This window comes from Bacillus cereus group sp. Sample62, assembly GCF_036851315.1.
Taxonomy (GTDB): domain Bacteria; phylum Bacillota; class Bacilli; order Bacillales; family Bacillaceae_G; genus Bacillus_A; species Bacillus_A wiedmannii.
Genome location: NZ_JAFLPK010000001.1, coordinates 731,557 through 750,000, shown reverse-complemented (window position 1 = coordinate 750,000; position 18,444 = coordinate 731,557). Strand labels below are relative to the sequence as shown.

Here is an 18,444-nt window from a genome sequence, read left to right as displayed (position 1 = left end):
TTCTGGTTAGGTACCGTCAAGGTGCCAGCTTATTCAACTAGCACTTGTTCTTCCCTAACAACAGAGTTTTACGACCCGAAAGCCTTCATCACTCACGCGGCGTTGCTCCGTCAGACTTTCGTCCATTGCGGAAGATTCCCTACTGCTGCCTCCCGTAGGAGTCTGGGCCGTGTCTCAGTCCCAGTGTGGCCGATCACCCTCTCAGGTCGGCTACGCATCGTTGCCTTGGTGAGCCGTTACCTCACCAACTAGCTAATGCGACGCGGGTCCATCCATAAGTGACAGCCGAAGCCGCCTTTCAATTTCGAACCATGCAGTTCAAAATATTATCCGGTATTAGCCCCGGTTTCCCGGAGTTATCCCAGTCTTATGGGCAGGTTACCCACGTGTTACTCACCCGTCCGCCGCTAACTTCTTGAGAGCAAGCTCTCAATCCATTCGCTCGACTTGCATGTATTAGGCACGCCGCCAGCGTTCATCCTGAGCCAGGATCAAACTCTCCAATAAAGTTAGTTTGTCTAGCATCTAAAAATAAAAATTGACGTTTCACGTTGTTTGTTTCGTTCAGTTTTCAAAGAACTTGTCTGCCACTTCAGAAGCGACTTCATCATATTAACATCTTCATTTTTTGATGTCAACTAAGTTTTAAAATTTCTTTTTTGTCGTTTTCTGCGTTTCCGCATCAGCGACGTTTATTAATATACCATCATGATTTTTAAATAACAAGTGTTTTTTCAAAAAAAACACAAAAAAATATCCATCCTACTTTCTTCTATATAGAGACGCCTCATCCCATCTACGGAAAACAGCTATTTAAATTGTATACCAATACACTCTAGTTAACCAAACTGTATTTCATAACCCCTTCCTAGATTTTCATTCTCTTCTATATTAACGCCCTGATCATTCACTTCTCTATAGACTAACAATATAAAAAACAAATCAATCCAAACTAAAAAATAGATTCACCACTTCCTACATAAAGCAAACATGCCGATTTTTAGTTTTGTTCCTCCACACAAACTATTAATTGAACGAATCGGTTGTTTACAGACAGCTCGATTAGGTAATAGTCTTATCGCTCGGCGAATAACGGAATAAATAAAGAAATTCCAACAAAAACATTAACTTAAGATTATTGTTAGAATTTTTTTACATTTAATTAATGAAAAATATCCATTTTTTGTTATATAGTAAGAAAGGACGTACTCAACTATAAATAAACCAATGGAGGAATTACTTTATGGATAGGTTAACAAAGTTTTCATTAAAGAACCGCGCCGCTGTTATCATCATGGTTTTTCTCATTTCCGTACTTGGCGTTTATTCCGGATCTAAATTACCTATGGAATTTTTACCAAGCATCGATAATCCTGCAGTCACTGTCACAACCTTATCTCAGGGACTCGACGCTGAAGCGATGACGAAAGAAGTAACTGATCCCCTCGAAAAACAATTTCGCAATTTAGAGCACATCGACAGCATCACCTCTTCTACGCACGAGGGATTATCACGCATCGATATCGCGTATACATCCAAAGCAAACATGAAAGACGCAGCACGCGAAGTCGAAAAGGCCATTAATACAATTAAATTACCTAAAGATACAACTAAACCCATAGTTAGCCAATTAAATACTTCTATGATTCCACTCGCTCAAATTGCTATCCAGAAGCAAAACGGATTTTCAAAAGCAGATGAAAAACAAATCGAAAAAGAAATCGTACCACAACTCGAAAGCATTGATGGTGTTGCCAACGTTATGTTTTTCGGAAAATCAGCCTCTGAATTATCTATCACACTAGACCCAAACCAATTAAAAGATAAAAACGTAGCAACAGAACAAATATTAAAAGTTTTACAAGGAAAAGAAACTTCCACTCCAGCTGGAGCAATTACCGTTAATAAAGAAGAATATAACCTTCGCGTCATTGGGGATATAAAAAATGTAGATGATATTAAAAACATAACCGTTGCACCTCAAGTAAGATTACAAGATGTTGCTCAAATTGAACTTAAACAACACTACGATACAATCTCACATATAAACGGAGAAGAAGGAACCGGATTAATCATCATGAAAGAGCCAAGTAAAAATGCAGTTGCAATCGGAAAGGAAATCGATAAGAAAATCAAAGATATAAGTAAACAATATAAAGATCAGTTTTCTATTAAACTTTTAGCCTCAACTCATGAGCAAGTTGAAAATGCGGTTACTAGTATGGGCAAAGAAGTAATTCTTGGAGCAATTGCTGCAACTCTAATTATCTTAATCTTTTTGCGTAACTTCCGAACGACACTCATCGCTGTTGTCAGTATTCCATTATCTATTTTATTAACACTCTTTTTACTACATCAATCTAACATCACACTTAACACTCTAACTCTTGGTGGTTTAGCGGTTGCAGTTGGACGTCTCGTTGATGATAGTATCGTTGTCATCGAGAACATTTTCCGTCGTTTACAAAAAGAATCTTTCTCTAAAGATATTATTCTCGATGCAACGAAAGAGGTCGCCGTCGCAATTACTTCTTCTACTTTAACAACAGTCGCTGTTTTCTTACCTATCGGCCTCGTATCAGGAGTAATCGGAAAATTGATGTTACCTATGGTATTAGCAGTTGTATATTCTATACTATCATCCTTAATCGTTGCACTAACAGTTGTTCCACTTATGGCTTTTTTACTACTCAAAAAAACAAAGCACAAAAAGCCAAGTTCTTCACCACGATATGTCGCTACATTAAAGTGGGCTCTTTCGCATAAATTCATTATTTTACTTACTGCTTTTTTATTATTCGCAGGATCGATTGCAGCCTATGTATTACTACCGAAAGCGAACATAAAATCTGAAGACGACACAATGTTATCTATTAATATGACTTTCCCAGCTGATTACGCTCCTGAAACACAAAAACAAAAGGCCTTCGATTTCGAAAAGAAATTACTTTCTAATTCGGATGTAACAGATGTTATTTTACGAATGGGATCTAGCGCAGAAGATGCACAATGGGGGCAAACGACAAAAAATAATCTTGCCAGTATATTTGTAGTCTTCAAGAAAGGCTCTGATATTGATCAATATATTAAAGAGTTAAAGAAAGAACATAAAGCTTTTGAGCCTGCTGAACTAGATTATATAAAAACGAGTTATTCAAGCTCTGGTGGTGGCAACAATTTGCAATTTAACGTAACAGCAACTAACGAAACGAATTTAAAAGAGGCTGCTACTATCGTCGAAACAAAACTAAAAGATATGGCTGCTCTCTCTAAAGTAAAAACAAATTTAGAAGACTCTAAGAAAGAATGGCAAATCCATGTTGATCAAACAAAGGCCGAACAACTAGGCTTAACACCAGAATTAGCAGCACAACAAGTAGCATTCCTTATGAAGAAATCACCTATTGGTGAAGTTTCAATCAATAATGAAAAAACAACTATTATAATAGAACACAAAAAAGAAAACATTACTAAACAAGAAGACATTTTAAATACAAACATACTATCACCTATCAATGGACCAATTCCTTTAAAAGACATTGCAACTATTTCAGAAAAGCAACTTCAAACAGAAGTCTTCCATAAAGACGGAAAAGAAACGATTCAAATTACTGCCGAGGCCTCAAATGAAGATTTAAGTAAAGTAAGCGCAGAAGTAAACGAAACGATAGCTAACTTAGACTTACCTAGCGGCGCAAAAGTAACTATTGCAGGTGCAACTGAATCTATGCAAGAGAACTTCACAGATTTATTCAAAATTATGGGGATTGCAATCGGGATTGTATATTTAATTATGGTTATCACCTTCGGACAGGCGCGCGCTCCTTTTGCAATTTTGTTCTCCCTGCCATTAGCTGCTGTTGGCGGTATTTTAGGATTAATTATTTCAGGAACACCCGTTGATGTAAATTCCTTGATCGGCGCATTAATGTTAATTGGTATTGTCGTTACAAACGCTATTGTATTAATAGAAAGAGTGCAACAAAATCGGGAACACGGAATGGAAACAAGAGATGCCTTACTAGAAGCGGGATCCACTAGATTACGTCCAATTATTATGACAGCTATAACGACAATCGTCGCTATGCTTCCTCTCCTATTTGGTCAATCGCAAGCAGGAAGCATGGTATCAAAAAGTCTTGCCGTCGTTGTCATCGGTGGTTTAGCAGTCTCAACCGTTCTTACATTAGTAGTCGTTCCAGTTATGTATGAACTATTAGATAAAATCGGGAGAAAAAGACGCTCTCGTAGAAAAATAAACACTTCTACAGAAACACCTGATATTTAAAGAAAAAGGCGTTATCTTCATTCTTGAAGATAACGCCCTTTTCTCTACTTACCGATATAATCCATCATTTTTTGAGCATATCGCTCTAGAGGTTTACCAGAATCTACAATAAGATATTCACTATTTAAAGGTCTTTTACTACCATCTAACCACTTTTTAAAAGCTACTTCCGAATCCACTTTTCCAATCTGACTGACCATACGTTTACGTGTTCGCAGCCTATTGTTAATCTCTTCCATATTATTAAGATAACCTTCGATATATTTATATTTTACACCATGTTTATTAGACAGTTTCATTCCTTTTTCAACCATCCCTTCATATAGACATGGACTATCCAATATAACACTATGCCCTTGTTCTAAATAAGAATCAATCAATGCCCATTCAACATCGTATGATACTCCTCCAACAATCGTCGATTCAATCCCTTTCATTTCTAACGATTGTAACAATGCCGATTTCAAAACATCATGATTTACAATTACAGCACCTGTTAACTTCGCTATATACTTAGAAACTGTCGATTTTCCCGATCCAGGAAAACCTGACATTTGCAGAAAAAACAAATTAACTTCTCCTCTCATCTGAACCTATTCATCTATATAATCAATTACAAATTCAACAATCATTACATCCATTCCTTCTATATTAAAATACAAAAAGAACTCCCTACTTATAAATAGAGAGTTCCTGTTTATAATTTATGCTGCTTTTACTTTCTTCGTCGTTTTACTTTTTCTTTTCGTTCCTGTAAAACGTTTGTGTAATACAGATGCTATCAAGCGTGAAATAACATTGAATAGTAATACCATAATAATTAATACAGCTGCAGATTTTGTCGCAATCAATTTTGCATCCGGAATAACTCCTTCAGAATTTAGCTTCCAAATGTGAACCGCTAATGTTTCAGCTGGTCTAAATGGATTTAAAGGATGCGCAGGACTTGAGAAGTCCGCTGCTGAATTTAAAATCGGGGATGTTAAACCCGCTGTGTAAATCAGTGCAGCCGCTTCCCCGAATATACGACCCGCCGCTAAAATAATACCTGTAATAATTTGCGGTAATGACGACGGAATAATAATACGAGCGATCGTTTGCCACTTCGTTGCACCTAATCCAAGACTTGCCTCTTTTACATTAGGAGGAACTTCTGAAATTGCATTTTCACAAACACGTGTTAAACCTGGTAAGTTTAAAATAGTTAGAGCAAGAGCACCACCCATTACTGTGTATCCCCAGCCCGTCATTGTAACGAACACTAACAAACCGAATAAACCAACAACAATAGAAGGTAAAGACGCCATTGTCTCAATACATAAACGAACAAAATTTAAAAAACGCCCTTGTTTTGCGTACTCTGCTAAATATATTCCAGCACCTAACCCAAGAGGAATAGATATAACAAGCGTTATAACAAGCATGTAGAAAGAATTGAATAACTGTGGACCAATCCCACCACCAGCTCTTGTATTACTTGGTTCTCCAAACAAGAAATTAGGATCCCAAAATCCCCATCCCTTTTGCAAAATCTCAAAGACTAAGAATACTAGCAGAGCTACAACTAAAGCTGCAACTGCATAAAAGATACCTGTCCAAACTTTATTTACCGTTCTTGCATTCATTATTATCGCTCACCTCTTTGCCCAATCGCTCGAATTACTAAAATAAACAGGAATGAAATAACAAGTAAAATCATCGCTAAAGTCCATAGCGCATTATTCCAAGCAGTTCCGTTTAATGTATTTGTCATGTCCATTGTCAAAATACCAGTTAACGTCGCTGTCGGGCTATATATTCCTTCTGGTAATTTAATTGTGTTCCCGATTACCATTTGAACCGCTAATGCTTCACCGAAAGCACGCGCTAAACCTAAAACAACACCTGTTAAAATCCCTTTTTTCGCAGCAGGAACAATCACTCGGCTAACCGCTTGCCATTTCGTTGATCCTAGACCATAAGAAGCTTCTAAATAATCAAATGGAACAGAGCGTATTGCGTCAGAAGCGATACTAGCAATAGTAGGTAAAATCATAATACTTAATACAACAATACCCGCAATTAGACTAAAGCCCACTCCCCCGAACGAATCACGTAATAGTGGCACTAAAATCGTAACCCCTAATAATCCGTATACAACCGAAGGAATACCAACTAATAATTCTAAAACAGGCTTCAATACTTTATTTCCAAACTTCGGCGAAATTAAATTCATGAATATAGCAAGAGCTATAGCAATTGGCGCACTAATAATAACCGCACCTAACGAAACCACTGTTGAACCTACAATAAAAATCAAAGCCCCGAAGGTTCCTTCGTCAGCATTTGGATTCCATTTTGTCGATGTTAACATCTCAGTAAATGAGATACCGCTTTGTGTAAAAGATTGAATACCTTTACCGCAAATAAACGCAATAATAGCTAATGTAATTAAAACAATAAAAATACCACAAAACGTAACAAGCGATCTTCCTATATATTCACTTTTTACGTAATTAATTTGTTTTTTCCCCTTCATCACAGGTCAGACCCCACTTCATAGATTGAAATGAACAGGACTGGCCTTGCAGCCAGCCCCATAAAAATTTATTACTTATTTAATTTAGACATTGGGATGTAACCCATATCTTCTACTTGCTTTTCAAAGTCTTTTCCTTTTACATAATCAATGTAAGCTTTCGTTGCTTCTTTCGCTTCACCTTTTGTTACCATGTACTCGTAAGACCAGAATGGATATTTACCAGACGAAATGTTTTCAACTTTTGGTTCAGAACCATCAATTTTCACTGTTTGTAGCGCACCCTTTTTATCGCCCACCATGTAAGACATCGCTAAATAACTTACTGAACCTGGAGTAGAATTGATTGCTTGCTCTACTGCACCGTTAGAATCTTGTGTTGTACCAGTTCCATCATTAATTTTCGCTTCTTTCATAACTGTCTTTTCAAATGTAGCACGTGTACCAGATGAAGCTGGGCGGTTAATTACGTTGATTTTTTCATCTTTCCCGCCTACCTCTTTCCAGTTTGTTACTTTCCCAGTGAAGATATCTTGTACTTGTTGCACTGTTAAGTTATCAACTTTTACATCTTTATTTACGACAAGTGCGAATGCAATACCCGCAACCTTGTTATCTACTAATTCTTTCGCTTTTTCAGCATCTTTTATTTTATCTCCTGATGGAACATCTGAATTACCAATTTGTACTGCACCCGATGCTACTTGGTTAATCCCAGTTCCACTACCGCCACCTTGCACTTGAATAGAAACTTTTGAATTTTTTTCCATGAATTTCTTTCCAGCTTCCTCCGCAAGAGGTAGAAGAGCTGTAGAACCAGCTGCTGCAATCGTACCTGATAATTCTTGTTTTGTATTATCGCTTCCTTTAGCAGTTTCTTTACTAGCTGTATCATCTGCTTTCCCACATCCAACTAACGCTCCTGCCACCACTAAAGCCGCTAAAGAAAATTTAATACCTTTTTTCATAACCATGTCTTGTACCCCCATTTGGATTATCACTTTTCGAATTCATTTTCTTTCGAACACAAATTCATTGTAGGACAACAATATTATGTGAGTGTTAAGCAATTTTTAATTTTAAGTAAATGACGATAATAACCCTTAAAAGCTAGGAATCCCAACATTTATAGTTAAAGAACCCAACAAAATCCACACGAATTAAGCTGTAATGTAAATTTATTCTTAACAATGTAAATTCAATGTAAATGTTTTTCGCTCTTTTCCCCTTTTAATTAAAAATACATTTACAAATCCATTGTATCTTTTAACTTTTACACTCTTACTTTATTTACATTCAACAGAATTTCAGTAATATTTTTTAGTACAACTAAATAAATTGGAACAATTCTAAAAATAAATGAATATTTTTAAAGTACCAATTGACAGCATCATCCAATGTAGTCTACTATATTATTAACAAAAAGTTTACCTAAGGAAACTTTTTAAACTTAAACAAACAATATAGAGATGAGGTAACTTTTATGGTATCGGCTAATACAAAACCACTTTCCGAATTTAAGACAGGAGAGTTTGTACAAATTGAGAAGATACAATTAGAAGGAACTATGAAACGACGTTTATTAGACTTAGGATTTATCCCTGGGGCAACAATTAAAGTATTACAGCGCAGTCCGCTTGGAGATCCGGTCGCTTATCAAGTAAGCAATACAACTATCGCACTACGTAAGGAAGAAAGTTCCCTTATTTTCGGGGTATTAATAGGAGATGATTTCAGATGAGCAAACATCGTATTGCTTTAGCTGGCAACCCGAACACCGGGAAAAGTACATTATTTAATACTTTAACAGGCTTAAAACAACATACTGGAAACTGGACGGGAAAAACTGTTTTAAAAGCTGAAGGGGAATATGAACATAACGGAAGTAAATATACATTAATAGATTTACCTGGAACTTACTCACTATATTCAAATTCTGCGGATGAAGAAGTAGCAAGAGATTATATTATATTTGAAAAACCAGAAGTAACTGTAGTTGTTATAGATGCAACTGCAATGGAAAGAAATTTAAATTTAGCACTCCAAGTGATGGAAATGACAAGCAATGTAGTCATTTGTATTAATTTAATTGATGAAGCGGAGAAAAAGGGCATCGTTATTGATGAAAAGAAATTAGCAAAATCGCTCGGTGTACCTGTAGTTAAAATTTCTGCTCGTAACCGAGTAGGTATTGGGCATTTGCTAAGTGTTATCGCTAAAGTAGCAAACAAAAAATTAATTCCAACACCAATTAAAATTTCTTACAGTGAAAAAATTGAAAATATGATTCAGGAATTAGAACCACAAATTTATAAAGTGTTCGGTGATACGTATCCAGCACGTTGGATTGCGTTACGTATATTAGATGGAGATAAAAACTTCTTAACTACACTTCAAAAACACCATAAAGAACCACTTGTAAGGGAGGTCGTAATGAATGGAATCTCACTCAGCCAGTAAGGCTCTTCCATTAGACTATATTATTCAACATGCACAAGCACTCTCAAAAGAAGATATACGAGATGATATTGTCGGAGATATTTATCGAACATCTGCAAGCATATGTAAAGAGTCTGTTCAATATACAAATACTGATAAATTGTATCGTTCTGAAAAACTAGATAAAATTTTCACATCTCCAATTTGGGGATTTCCAATTATGCTCGGTATTTTATCTATTATTTTTTATCTTACAATTGCAGGCGCTAACGTACCGTCTGATATGATTGCTGAATTCTTCGGATGGACCGAAGGATATTTAACATCTTGGTTCCAAGCAGCGCATGCACCTGAATGGTTACATGGCATTTTAATACTTGGTTTATTCCGTGGTATCGGTGCTGTTATTAGCGTTATGTTACCACCTATGGCAATCTTCTTCCCTATGTTCGCACTATTAGAAAACTACGGATACTTACCACGTGTTGCATTTAATATGGACCGCTTATTCAAACGCTCCGGCGCACACGGCAAACAATCTTTAACAATGGCAATGGGTTTTGGTTGTAATGCAGCCGCTATTATGTCAACACGTATTATTGAATCACCACGTGAACGTATGCTTGCAATCTTAACAAACAACTTCGTTCCTTGTAACGGTCGTTGGCCTATGTTAATTTTAATGGCTTCATTATTTATGGCTGCTGGTTATACAGGTAGTATGCAAACATTAGTTACTGCCGGCGTTGTAGTTGGGATGGTTGTAATTGGTGTTATTATGACATTAACTGTTTCTTGGGTACTATCAAAAACAGCTTTAAAAGGCGTGCCAACTCACTACACTCTTGAGTTACCACCGTACCGTAAGCCAAAAGTTTGGAATACAATTGTACGTGCAACACTCGATAAATCTATTTATGTTTTAAAACGAGCTGTCGTTGTAGCTGCCCCTGCGGCTGCATTAACTTGGTTACTTGCTAACATTTTTATCGGTGACACAAGCTTACTTATGTATTTTGTAAACTTCCTAGATCCATTTGCTAAAATGTTAGGACTTGACGGTTTTATTCTAGCTGCGTTCATTCTTGGACTACCAGCTAATGAAATTGTTATCCCGATTTTATTAATGTCTTATTTATCAACTGGAGCTTTAACTGAAATAGATGATTTTAATCAAATTAAAAATCTATTCTTAGAAAATGGTTGGACTTGGTTAACAGCGTTAAACACAATGTTGTTCTCACTTCTTCATTTCCCATGCGGAACAACACTGGTTAACATATATAAAGAAACAAAAAGTGCAAAATGGACATTCTTATCGTTTGCAATCCCTACCGTTATCGCAATTGTTGTGACATTCCTCTCTACACAATTGGTACATTGGTTAGGGCTTGTATAAAAGCAAAGCATACATAGAAGGTATCCCCCTTCACATATGCTTTGCGCGAAAGAAACCTGAAATCATTCAGGTTTCTTTTTTTGTGCATCAGTATTCCAAGGCTGTGCTCCATACGTTGTGAGTTTCTTATGAATAAAGTATACGGCTCCCGGAAGAACTGCCATTAATATTGTGCAACTAATCCCTAATCCAGTAAACAACTTACATCACCTTATTTCACTCTTTTCGGTAAGGCGGAACCGGAATGCTCAATTGTCGGGTGAACATGAACAGTAACCTCCGCATTACTAAAGTAATTTTCACCTTGATCCCAATTCTTATCTATCTTCTTCCATTCTTTATAATTATGCCGCTTATATACTTCTCCTAACGCTAATACATCTACCTTATATTTTTTTTGAACAAGCTTAATCGATTTTTGGATACGCTTCTCCATTTCTTCCGCAATGGTTTTCTTTAATCGCTTTTCATTCATAATTTGTTTATGATCACTAAAATGTAACTCTGCTAAAGTCCCTTCCAAAGATAAATGGATATCAAACTTCGGTTTTGTAGCATTTTCCGTAGATACTTTAATCTTTCGGCGCATCTTATGAATTTCGTATGTAACAAGCTGACCTTGTTTACGGATGGTAAAGAACCCTCCAATTTTTTTACCTATTACATAATTCATTCCTAATGTTTCTTCTCCATTCAAACTGCCTACACACTTATTATCTTTTCCACGAAATAACGCCGCCCCGTTCATTTGCACCCCTTGTTTTGTTAGTTCAAGAATAGGTAATACGAAACTTTGGTTAGCAATCATTTTTTGCTGTACCTCACCAATTCTTGCAGCTTCAATCATTTGAGCATTTTTCGGAGGATGCTCAGCTAACATATCAATATACTGCGCCGGTAAGTTCTCAGGCTTGGCACTCTGCTTTAAAATAGCTTCTGCATTTTTCTTAGAAACGAACAAACGAATATTTCTTCTCATCTCATGATCACGAATATATACATCTAACGTATTTTGTAAAACATATGGATTCGCTAGTAAATCTTTAGAAAAAATTATCACTTGTATGTGCGGAAAGAATAGTGAGCGACTAATTTTTTTGGCAATAATTCGTATTTGCTCAAAGACACTATCTGCCTTCGCACTCACATTAATATAATTTTCACTTTCTCCACCACCTTGTCCACCTTGTTGCGACAATTTACTGGGGAGTACCATCTGATACGTCCCTTTCATAATTGGATTTGATTTCTTTTTTTTCACAATATCATAGGCTGCACCTACTACAAATCCTCTTTCTTCTATTTCTTCTAGCTCAGAGCACCCACTAATAGATCCAGCTAAAACCATAACCATTATGATTTTAAGAAGGTGTTTCATTTCCACCATTCCTTTTTTTTATTTTATATACAATAAAAACGAGCAAAGGTGCTAACACAACAAACCCCATATCTATCCAAGCTAAATACGTACCGTAATTTGACAAATCATTTAAACTACTCGGTATCATATTCACCATAAAAATAATAGGGGCACTTACGAAAATAAAAATATGTTTCTTCACTTTCGGAAACATAGCACAAAACAATAAAGATGCGACGTCATAATACATTGCTGTCGTGTTATAAATAGTAATAATCCAAGTAGTAAAAAAAATTGCATCAAACCTTTCTAAAAAACCCCCACCAATTTCAATTTCTTTCCCTAATTCAATTGTTGGATATGTCAATCCACGCGTTGTCATATACGTAAAAACACTAATACAAGTTACATATATTAAAATGTATGACAACACGTTTACTATCACCGCTTTTGCAACTGCCATTGGAGCTTTTTTCGCTGTCTTATCGTTTAACAACACCGCATAAAATAAAGCTACCTCAAATCCAATAAACGTAAAAATAGAATTTTTAACGCCAACTGCATATTGACTGATATTCGTTTGAAAAGCTGGTAGTAAATTATTTATTTCCATTAAATTTATATTCAATAAAGAAAGAAGCACTATCGCAATTAAAACGATAGGCAAGAATAGAACATTTAACCTTAATAAGGCAGCTCTTGATCCTGCTATTCCATAAATAACGACTAATAAGAAGAAGAAAGACAGTAGTTGTATCGGTGTATCACTAAATAAATACGTTTGTGAAATAATTGCAATCATTCGTGACTCATATGCTGTCAAAGCAGCAAACGTTAATACTAAAATGCTACTAATTGTGTATGCAACAGGCTTTGTTAAATGCGCACTCGTATATTGAACAAAGTTTTGTTTCGGGAATAAAATAGCTACCCTCGTTACAAACCAACCTAAAACTGCACATATCAATCCACCCAGAAGCAAAATAATCCAACCGTCTGAAAATAAAGTTTGGTTAGCGATATCTCTTGGCATAGACAATGCTCCTATACCAATAATTGTTGAAGATACCGCAAACCCAATTTCCCGAGATCCAATCTCTTCATCGCCATACTCAAATGGTTTCAATTACTCTCGCTCCTTTGGACGTAATGTAGCATCTTTCGTTTGTAAATATTCCGGTCTCTCTTTCAACATCGATTTTGGCATACGAATAAGTTCTTCTTTCCAATCTTTATAAAATGCAGGAGCAATAGGCGTTGTATACGGCACCCCGACACTCTTCAAATTCGTAATATGAACCGCAAGTGCAATAAGAGCTAAAATAATTCCATATAGCCCAAAAGCAGTCGCCGCTAAAACAAAGACAAAAAGTAAAATCCGAAACGTAATCGTAATACTATATACAGGCAGTGAAAATGTAGCAATTGCAGTAACTGCAATAATAATTACTAAAAATGGATTTACAATCCCTGCGTTCACCGCAGCTTCTCCAATTACAAGACCACCTACAATCCCAATTGTTTGCCCCATCGGTTTTGGCAACCTAATTCCCGCTTCTCGTATTAATTCCATCGTTAATGCCATCATTAACGTTTCTATATATGCAGGAAACGGAACACCTTCTCTTGCCCCAGCAATTGAATACGCCAATTTAGAAGGAATAAGTCCTTGATGATATGAGACGAGCGCTACATACATCGCCGGCATTAAAACCGCAACTATACCTGAACCCATCCGCAAAATTCTTAATAAAGTCCCTATTACCCAACGCTCATAATGATCTTCCACAGATTGAAAAATATCAACAAATACTAGCGGAGCTATAAGAGCAAACGGTGATCCATCCACTAATATTGCTGCCTTCCCTTTCGCTAATGAGGCCACAATATTATCAGGCCTTTCCGTATTTAAAAACTGCGGAAACGGTGATAAATTATTATCTTGAATTAATTGCTCAATCGTACCCGTCTCAAAAACGACATCTGTCTCTATTGATTGAAGACGCCGATCTAGCTCTTTCACAATATAAGGATTAATAATATCTTCTATATACACTAGGGTTACTTCTTTCTGCGATCGCTTCCCCATAATATAAGATTGAAACCGTAACTTCGGATCACGTAAACCACGGCGGATTAACATTTTATTCACATTAATATCTTCATTTAACCCAACTCTTGGTCCACGGATTAAATCTTCTGTTACCGGTGGTTCTAAACTTCTTTTTTCCCACGCTCTACTATTAATCACGATAGCGGTTGGAATATTATCAATTAATATAACTGTATCTCCCGCTAAAATTGCATTTATAATATCCGGAAACGTTGTCTTCTTGCCAACTTCCGCAATAGAAATAAAACGATCCAATAACGTTTGAACAACAGCTTCTTCTTTTTGTACTTCTTCATATTGAAGTGTACGAACTACATATTTATAAACATTATCCTTATCTGTTAACCCACATAAAAAAACAACAGCACAACGTGTATAACTACCAGCAAGGACAACTTCTCTAATTGTTAAATCATTAGGTGAACCTAACTCGTCCCTAATTTCTTTCATAACTTCAAACAAGTTACCTTTTAACTCTAACAACTTCCCCACCTAACTTCCTTTTCAACAAGTTTTTAATTAGATTCCGCTAATAGAGGGAAATATATACAAAAAAGAGCTATCTCTTTTCAAAGATAGCTCTAGCACACGGATTACTTTTCTACTATTATATTGCCTGTCTTTATAGAAACATTTTTCGTGAACCCGCTAACGATAAACATCACAATCACATTCATTAACAATGCAACTATACCTACATTTAAATCTTTTATATATTGAGGGAAACCTGGAAACATCGTAGCTATAGTTGAATCAGATAAAGTAATATATGCGATCACTAACAACCCAATCCCCATTCCTGCAATTGCCCCTTGCTTCGTAATAACTTGGCGTGGAAACAAACTACATACAAGTGCAGGGAAAAGTTGTGTCACTATACTGTATCCCATTAAAAGAAGAGCTCCTATCGTTTCTCCTCCTTTAAATGTAAACAATACTGCAACAAGTGTTACTACAGGCACAAATAATTTTGCAGCTTTAGCAACTTGTCTATCTGAAGCAGATGGGATCATTGTTCGGTAAATGTTTTTTGCTAACAACGTAGATGCCGCCATAACAAGCATGGAACCTGGAACTAATGCTGTTAATACTCCTGCGCTACCAATAATACCAATAAACCATGGGTCAAAGGTTTGAAGAGCGAGACGGAATAACGAAAGGTCTACATCCCCTCCCTTTAACCCTGGAACTTGCAGTATTGCAGCAAAACCTGCAAAGAATACGAAAAGCAATACTAAAGAATAAAGAGGCATGATTGCCGCGTTTTTCCTAAATACTTTTTCATTTTTTGCAGAGAAAGCAGAAGCAAATGTATGGGGCCACATATAGAAACCGAGAGCTGTTAATACAATAGTAGAAACAAACCAAGAAATACTCATTCCTTCATCAGGTAAAGATAAAAATCCTGGTTTCGCCGCTTCTACCGCTTCGAACATCGGCTGAAATCCTCCGTAATAATGGTACGGTAAATATATACCTAAAAACATAACGATAAACAGGATCATAATATCCTTCAAAGCGGCTGTCCAAGCAGAACCGTGTATGCCTGAAACCATTACATATATCGTTATGACAATCGCACCAATCCACACTGCAATAACTGGTGATACCCTTCCATAAGATGCTTCCGACACGATAATACCTAATCCTTTTAACTGTAAAACAAGGTATGGGATAATCGAAATAACCCCAATGACAGAAACGATAATGCCAAGTGTCTGACTCTTATATTTCTTCACAAAAAAATCTGGCTGCGAAACAAGATTATGCTCTTTCGCATACTTCCAAACTGGCGGCAATAAAAAGTAAGATAAAATATAAGCTAACGCACCATAACCTAAAATATAGAAAGTAGGCGCTCCTTTACTATATGCCCATCCACTTCCGCCTAAAAATGTGAACGTCGTATAAATTTCACCTGCCATAAGAAGAAAAACAAAAATGGTGCCAAAACCTCTTCCTCCAACTGACCATTGCTCTAAACTCATATCTTTTCCATGTTGTGCCCGAATTCCTAAAAATAGTGCAAGAAACAAAAATAATATAATGATAAGTAATGCGATCATTTTACATCCCCCTTATTAGCAGGATCAAATACGTACACAAGCCCCATACAAAGAGACGTAATGAGTACCGATAATAATATCCAAAACAATAAAAACGGCATCCCTAATACGTAAGGAGTAACTGAATTAGCAAATACGGGGCCAACAACTAAACAAAAAACTGGAATAAGCGCTAATACGTGTATTTTTTTCATCTCATTCTCCTTTACTTATAAAATTCATAATGGATGATACGAAGACTTCCACTCCAATCGGTAATGCATCTTCATCAATCGTAAAACGAGGGTGATGGTGAGGATATATAATTCCTTTCTCTTTATTTCCCGCTCCGATAAAAAAGAATGTCCCTGGCACCTTTTGTAAAAACGCTGAAAAATCTTCCCCAGCCATCGTCGGCTGTAAACGAGTAACTTGTTCCCTTCCATAAAGCTGTAATGCTGTTTGCTCAATAACCTCTGTAACTTCATAATCATTTACTACCGGTCGATATCCATATTCATAAGAAAACGTATATTTCGCTCCGTAAGATTCCGTCACATGCTTCACAAATCGTTCAATCCTTTTCTCTGTTTCTTCTCGCAACTCATGCCTTAAACTCCGTACTGTCCCTTCAATTTTCGCTTGTTCTGGAATCACATTATGGGTTGTCCCAGCGTGAAATTGCGTAACAGATACTACAAGGGAATCTAACGGATCTGTGAGGCGAGATACAATTTGCTGAAGTTGCGCAACAACTTGTGTACCGATTGCAATACTATCAACCGTTTCATGAGGGATTCCAGCATGGCCACCTTTTCCTTCAATCGTAATTTTAAAAACATCTGGGGCAGCCATTGCAGGACCATAAATTACACCTATTTTACCAACCTCTAACGATGCCCAAAGATGAGCACCAATAATATAATCCACACCTTCCATTACACCCGCCGCAACCATTTCCTCTGCACCGCCCGGAAAGTTTTCTTCTGCATGTTGGAAGAGAAAACGAATCTCTCCTTTAATCTTCTCTCTTTTTTCTACTAACTTATGTACGACCCCAAGTAATATCGCTATATGTCCATCATGGCCACATGCATGCATCACACCTGGATATGTAGAAATAAAATCAAACTCATTTTCTTCATGAATAGGAAGAGCGTCCATGTCAGCACGAACCGCGATAGTTTTACCAGGTTGTTTACCAATTAACCTTGCCATTACACTATATTTAGTAGGTCTTGACACTTCTAAATATGGGATTTTTTGAAGTATATCGAATACAAACTGTGACGTTTTTTCTTCTTGAAAAGATAACTCTGGATACTTATGAAAATGCCTTCTCCACGCAACTAATTGATTTTTCGATAAAACCAGTTCCTTTGCAACATCCAATTCTCTTCGCCCCTTCTTCACCAAGTTAAATGTTATTATAACGTGAATTGTTAACTTTTAAAAGAATCTTCTGAATTTTCTATCGCTATAACTTAAAAATAAAAAGCCATCAAAAAGATGACTTTTTCATTATTATAAGATAGTGATTGCTTGTTTCCCCATTTGCTCCCAAGCACTTTCAAACTCCGCTCGCGGAACAGCCAAACGCGGATTATTTTTCAGAGGATCATTTACATACACAAAGTTTTGATCATATCCAATTACTACTACACTATGCTCAAAATATGTAATTTTCACTTCGCCAGAGCTTGTATTCCATGTTTCAAAACTACTCTCGGCTAGTGGCTTAAACGTTGTATTAATAATGACCCATACTGGCGAACCGGAACTAACTACTTTATACATATCTTGCACGTCTCTACCTGTTAAATTAACTACTTTTTCAGGAGCATATTTTTCTGCTAAATTAAAAATGGGTTGATTATATACACCATATCCTGGCTCTGTCTTCGTATAAATATTTCCAACGAACCCCTCATAAGGATTTCCACGTAAACCATTTTGTTCAAATGGAACACGATGAATTTCGCTAGCAAGTTGCATCTTATCTACTTGTATACCTTTATATTGTAGCAACATAGCCAAACTTGTAACTTCACATCCACGAGGTAATTCTGGTAACTGCTTTATAAACGGAACATTTTCAATCATAGTCGCTTCTTTCATTTCAGATAGAAACTCTAAACGGAACACTTGCGCCTTTTGTATAATTTTATCTTTCCCTATAAAAAACGCAGCAGCAAATATAATTCCAAAAACAAAAAGATATTTTAACTTTTTCATTTTAAACAAAACTCCATTAATTATTATTTTACAGACATACCTCTTAT

At 36.4% G+C, this 18,444-nt stretch carries 16 protein-coding genes and 1 rRNA gene (1 of these 17 only partly in view); 4 read left to right on the top strand and 13 right to left on the bottom strand.

Annotated features, from left to right (window positions below; all coding sequences use genetic code 11):
* A 16S ribosomal RNA gene (locus J0835_RS03715) occupies nucleotides 1-507 on the bottom strand (it extends 1,045 nt beyond the left edge of the window).
* 736 nt (nucleotides 508-1,243) lie between these two features.
* On the opposite strand from J0835_RS03715, the gene J0835_RS03710 reads away from it, so the two are divergent.
* Entirely contained in the window at nucleotides 1,244-4,288 is a 3,045-nt protein-coding gene (locus J0835_RS03710) for an efflux RND transporter permease subunit (RefSeq protein ID WP_087979483.1), read from the top strand.
* A gap of 44 nt (nucleotides 4,289-4,332) precedes the next feature.
* On the opposite strand, the gene J0835_RS03705 is transcribed toward J0835_RS03710, so the two are convergent.
* From J0835_RS03705 to J0835_RS03690, 4 genes are all read right to left on the bottom strand, one after another.
* Nucleotides 4,333-4,857 carry an AAA family ATPase gene (locus J0835_RS03705; RefSeq protein WP_087979482.1) on the bottom strand — a complete coding sequence of 175 codons (525 nt, stop codon included), beginning with the start codon at nucleotides 4,855-4,857 and terminating at the stop codon, nucleotides 4,333-4,335.
* A 135-nt stretch (nucleotides 4,858-4,992) separates the two neighbouring features.
* Entirely contained in the window at nucleotides 4,993-5,913 is a 921-nt protein-coding gene (gene pstA / locus J0835_RS03700; RefSeq protein WP_087979481.1) for a phosphate ABC transporter permease PstA, read from the bottom strand.
* Nucleotides 5,914-5,915: 2 nt separating this feature from the next.
* The gene (pstC, locus tag J0835_RS03695) at nucleotides 5,916-6,806 is read right to left on the bottom strand and encodes a phosphate ABC transporter permease subunit PstC (RefSeq protein ID WP_000676675.1); all 891 of its coding nucleotides are present in this window, start codon (nucleotides 6,804-6,806) and stop codon (nucleotides 5,916-5,918) included.
* A gap of 71 nt (nucleotides 6,807-6,877) precedes the next feature.
* Entirely contained in the window at nucleotides 6,878-7,780 is a 903-nt protein-coding gene (locus J0835_RS03690; protein WP_000245097.1) for a phosphate ABC transporter substrate-binding protein PstS family protein, read from the bottom strand.
* Between the two features lie 509 nt (nucleotides 7,781-8,289).
* Between J0835_RS03690 and J0835_RS03685 the strand changes: the two genes are divergently transcribed.
* Genes J0835_RS03685 through J0835_RS03675 form a run of 3 tightly spaced genes read left to right on the top strand, consistent with a single transcriptional unit; the run spans nucleotide 8,290 to nucleotide 10,644 of the window.
* On the top strand, nucleotides 8,290-8,547 hold the full coding sequence (locus tag J0835_RS03685) for a FeoA family protein (RefSeq protein WP_000252989.1): 258 nt from the start codon (nucleotides 8,290-8,292) through the stop codon (nucleotides 8,545-8,547).
* Complete coding sequence (locus J0835_RS03680; protein ID WP_087979480.1) at nucleotides 8,544-9,266, top strand: FeoB small GTPase domain-containing protein; 723 nt, start codon at nucleotides 8,544-8,546, stop codon at nucleotides 9,264-9,266. The genes J0835_RS03685 and J0835_RS03680 overlap by 4 nt, the downstream gene beginning before the upstream one ends.
* The gene (locus J0835_RS03675) at nucleotides 9,244-10,644 is read left to right on the top strand and encodes a nucleoside recognition domain-containing protein (RefSeq protein WP_087979479.1); all 1,401 of its coding nucleotides are present in this window, start codon (nucleotides 9,244-9,246) and stop codon (nucleotides 10,642-10,644) included. The genes J0835_RS03680 and J0835_RS03675 overlap by 23 nt, the downstream gene beginning before the upstream one ends.
* A 62-nt stretch (nucleotides 10,645-10,706) precedes the next feature.
* Here J0835_RS03675 and J0835_RS03670 read toward each other — a convergent pair whose 3' ends face one another.
* From J0835_RS03670 to J0835_RS03635, 8 genes are all read right to left on the bottom strand, one after another.
* On the bottom strand, nucleotides 10,707-10,844 hold the full coding sequence (locus J0835_RS03670) for a hypothetical protein (RefSeq protein ID WP_087979478.1): 138 nt from the start codon (nucleotides 10,842-10,844) through the stop codon (nucleotides 10,707-10,709).
* Between the two features lie 11 nt (nucleotides 10,845-10,855).
* Nucleotides 10,856-12,022, bottom strand: a complete 1,167-nt coding sequence (locus J0835_RS03665) for a Ger(x)C family spore germination protein (RefSeq protein WP_140386669.1) — start codon at nucleotides 12,020-12,022, stop codon at nucleotides 10,856-10,858.
* Nucleotides 12,006-13,130, bottom strand: a complete 1,125-nt coding sequence (gerLB, locus tag J0835_RS03660; RefSeq protein WP_087979476.1) for a spore germination protein GerLB — start codon at nucleotides 13,128-13,130, stop codon at nucleotides 12,006-12,008. The genes J0835_RS03665 and gerLB overlap by 17 nt, the downstream gene beginning before the upstream one ends.
* Nucleotides 13,131-14,609, bottom strand: coding sequence for a spore germination protein GerLA (gene gerLA, locus J0835_RS03655; RefSeq protein WP_140386668.1), 1,479 nt, complete (start codon nucleotides 14,607-14,609; stop codon nucleotides 13,131-13,133).
* Nucleotides 14,610-14,710: 101 nt separating this feature from the next.
* A complete protein-coding gene (locus tag J0835_RS03650) occupies nucleotides 14,711-16,183 on the bottom strand; it encodes a sodium:solute symporter family protein (protein ID WP_087979475.1) in 1,473 nt (490 codons plus the stop codon).
* Nucleotides 16,180-16,377: a DUF3311 domain-containing protein gene (locus J0835_RS03645; protein WP_087979474.1), complete on the bottom strand. Its 198-nt coding sequence runs from the start codon at nucleotides 16,375-16,377 to the stop codon at nucleotides 16,180-16,182. The genes J0835_RS03650 and J0835_RS03645 overlap by 4 nt, the downstream gene beginning before the upstream one ends.
* A gap of 1 nt (nucleotide 16,378) precedes the next feature.
* Nucleotides 16,379-17,554, bottom strand: a complete 1,176-nt coding sequence (locus J0835_RS03640; RefSeq protein WP_087979473.1) for an amidohydrolase — start codon at nucleotides 17,552-17,554, stop codon at nucleotides 16,379-16,381.
* A gap of 132 nt (nucleotides 17,555-17,686) precedes the next feature.
* On the bottom strand, nucleotides 17,687-18,397 hold the full coding sequence (locus tag J0835_RS03635) for a C39 family peptidase (protein WP_087979472.1): 711 nt from the start codon (nucleotides 18,395-18,397) through the stop codon (nucleotides 17,687-17,689).
* Nucleotides 18,398-18,444: the final 47 nt, after the last annotated feature.

Coding starts and splice junctions, on each gene's coding strand:
- J0835_RS03690 (WP_000245097.1), bottom strand. CDS start 7,780: ATGGTTATGAAAAAAGGTATTAAATTTTCTTTAGCGGCTTTAGTGGTG.
- pstC (WP_000676675.1), bottom strand. CDS start 6,806: ATGAAGGGGAAAAAACAAATTAATTACGTAAAAAGTGAATATATAGGA.
- J0835_RS03650 (WP_087979475.1), bottom strand. CDS start 16,183: ATGATCGCATTACTTATCATTATATTATTTTTGTTTCTTGCACTATTT.
- J0835_RS03710 (WP_087979483.1), top strand. CDS start 1,244: ATGGATAGGTTAACAAAGTTTTCATTAAAGAACCGCGCCGCTGTTATC.
- J0835_RS03635 (WP_087979472.1), bottom strand. CDS start 18,397: ATGAAAAAGTTAAAATATCTTTTTGTTTTTGGAATTATATTTGCTGCT.
- J0835_RS03680 (WP_087979480.1), top strand. CDS start 8,544: ATGAGCAAACATCGTATTGCTTTAGCTGGCAACCCGAACACCGGGAAA.
- J0835_RS03645 (WP_087979474.1), bottom strand. CDS start 16,377: ATGAAAAAAATACACGTATTAGCGCTTATTCCAGTTTTTTGTTTAGTT.
- J0835_RS03675 (WP_087979479.1), top strand. CDS start 9,244: ATGGAATCTCACTCAGCCAGTAAGGCTCTTCCATTAGACTATATTATT.
- pstA (WP_087979481.1), bottom strand. CDS start 5,913: ATGAATGCAAGAACGGTAAATAAAGTTTGGACAGGTATCTTTTATGCA.
- J0835_RS03665 (WP_140386669.1), bottom strand. CDS start 12,022: ATGAAACACCTTCTTAAAATCATAATGGTTATGGTTTTAGCTGGATCT.
- J0835_RS03685 (WP_000252989.1), top strand. CDS start 8,290: ATGGTATCGGCTAATACAAAACCACTTTCCGAATTTAAGACAGGAGAG.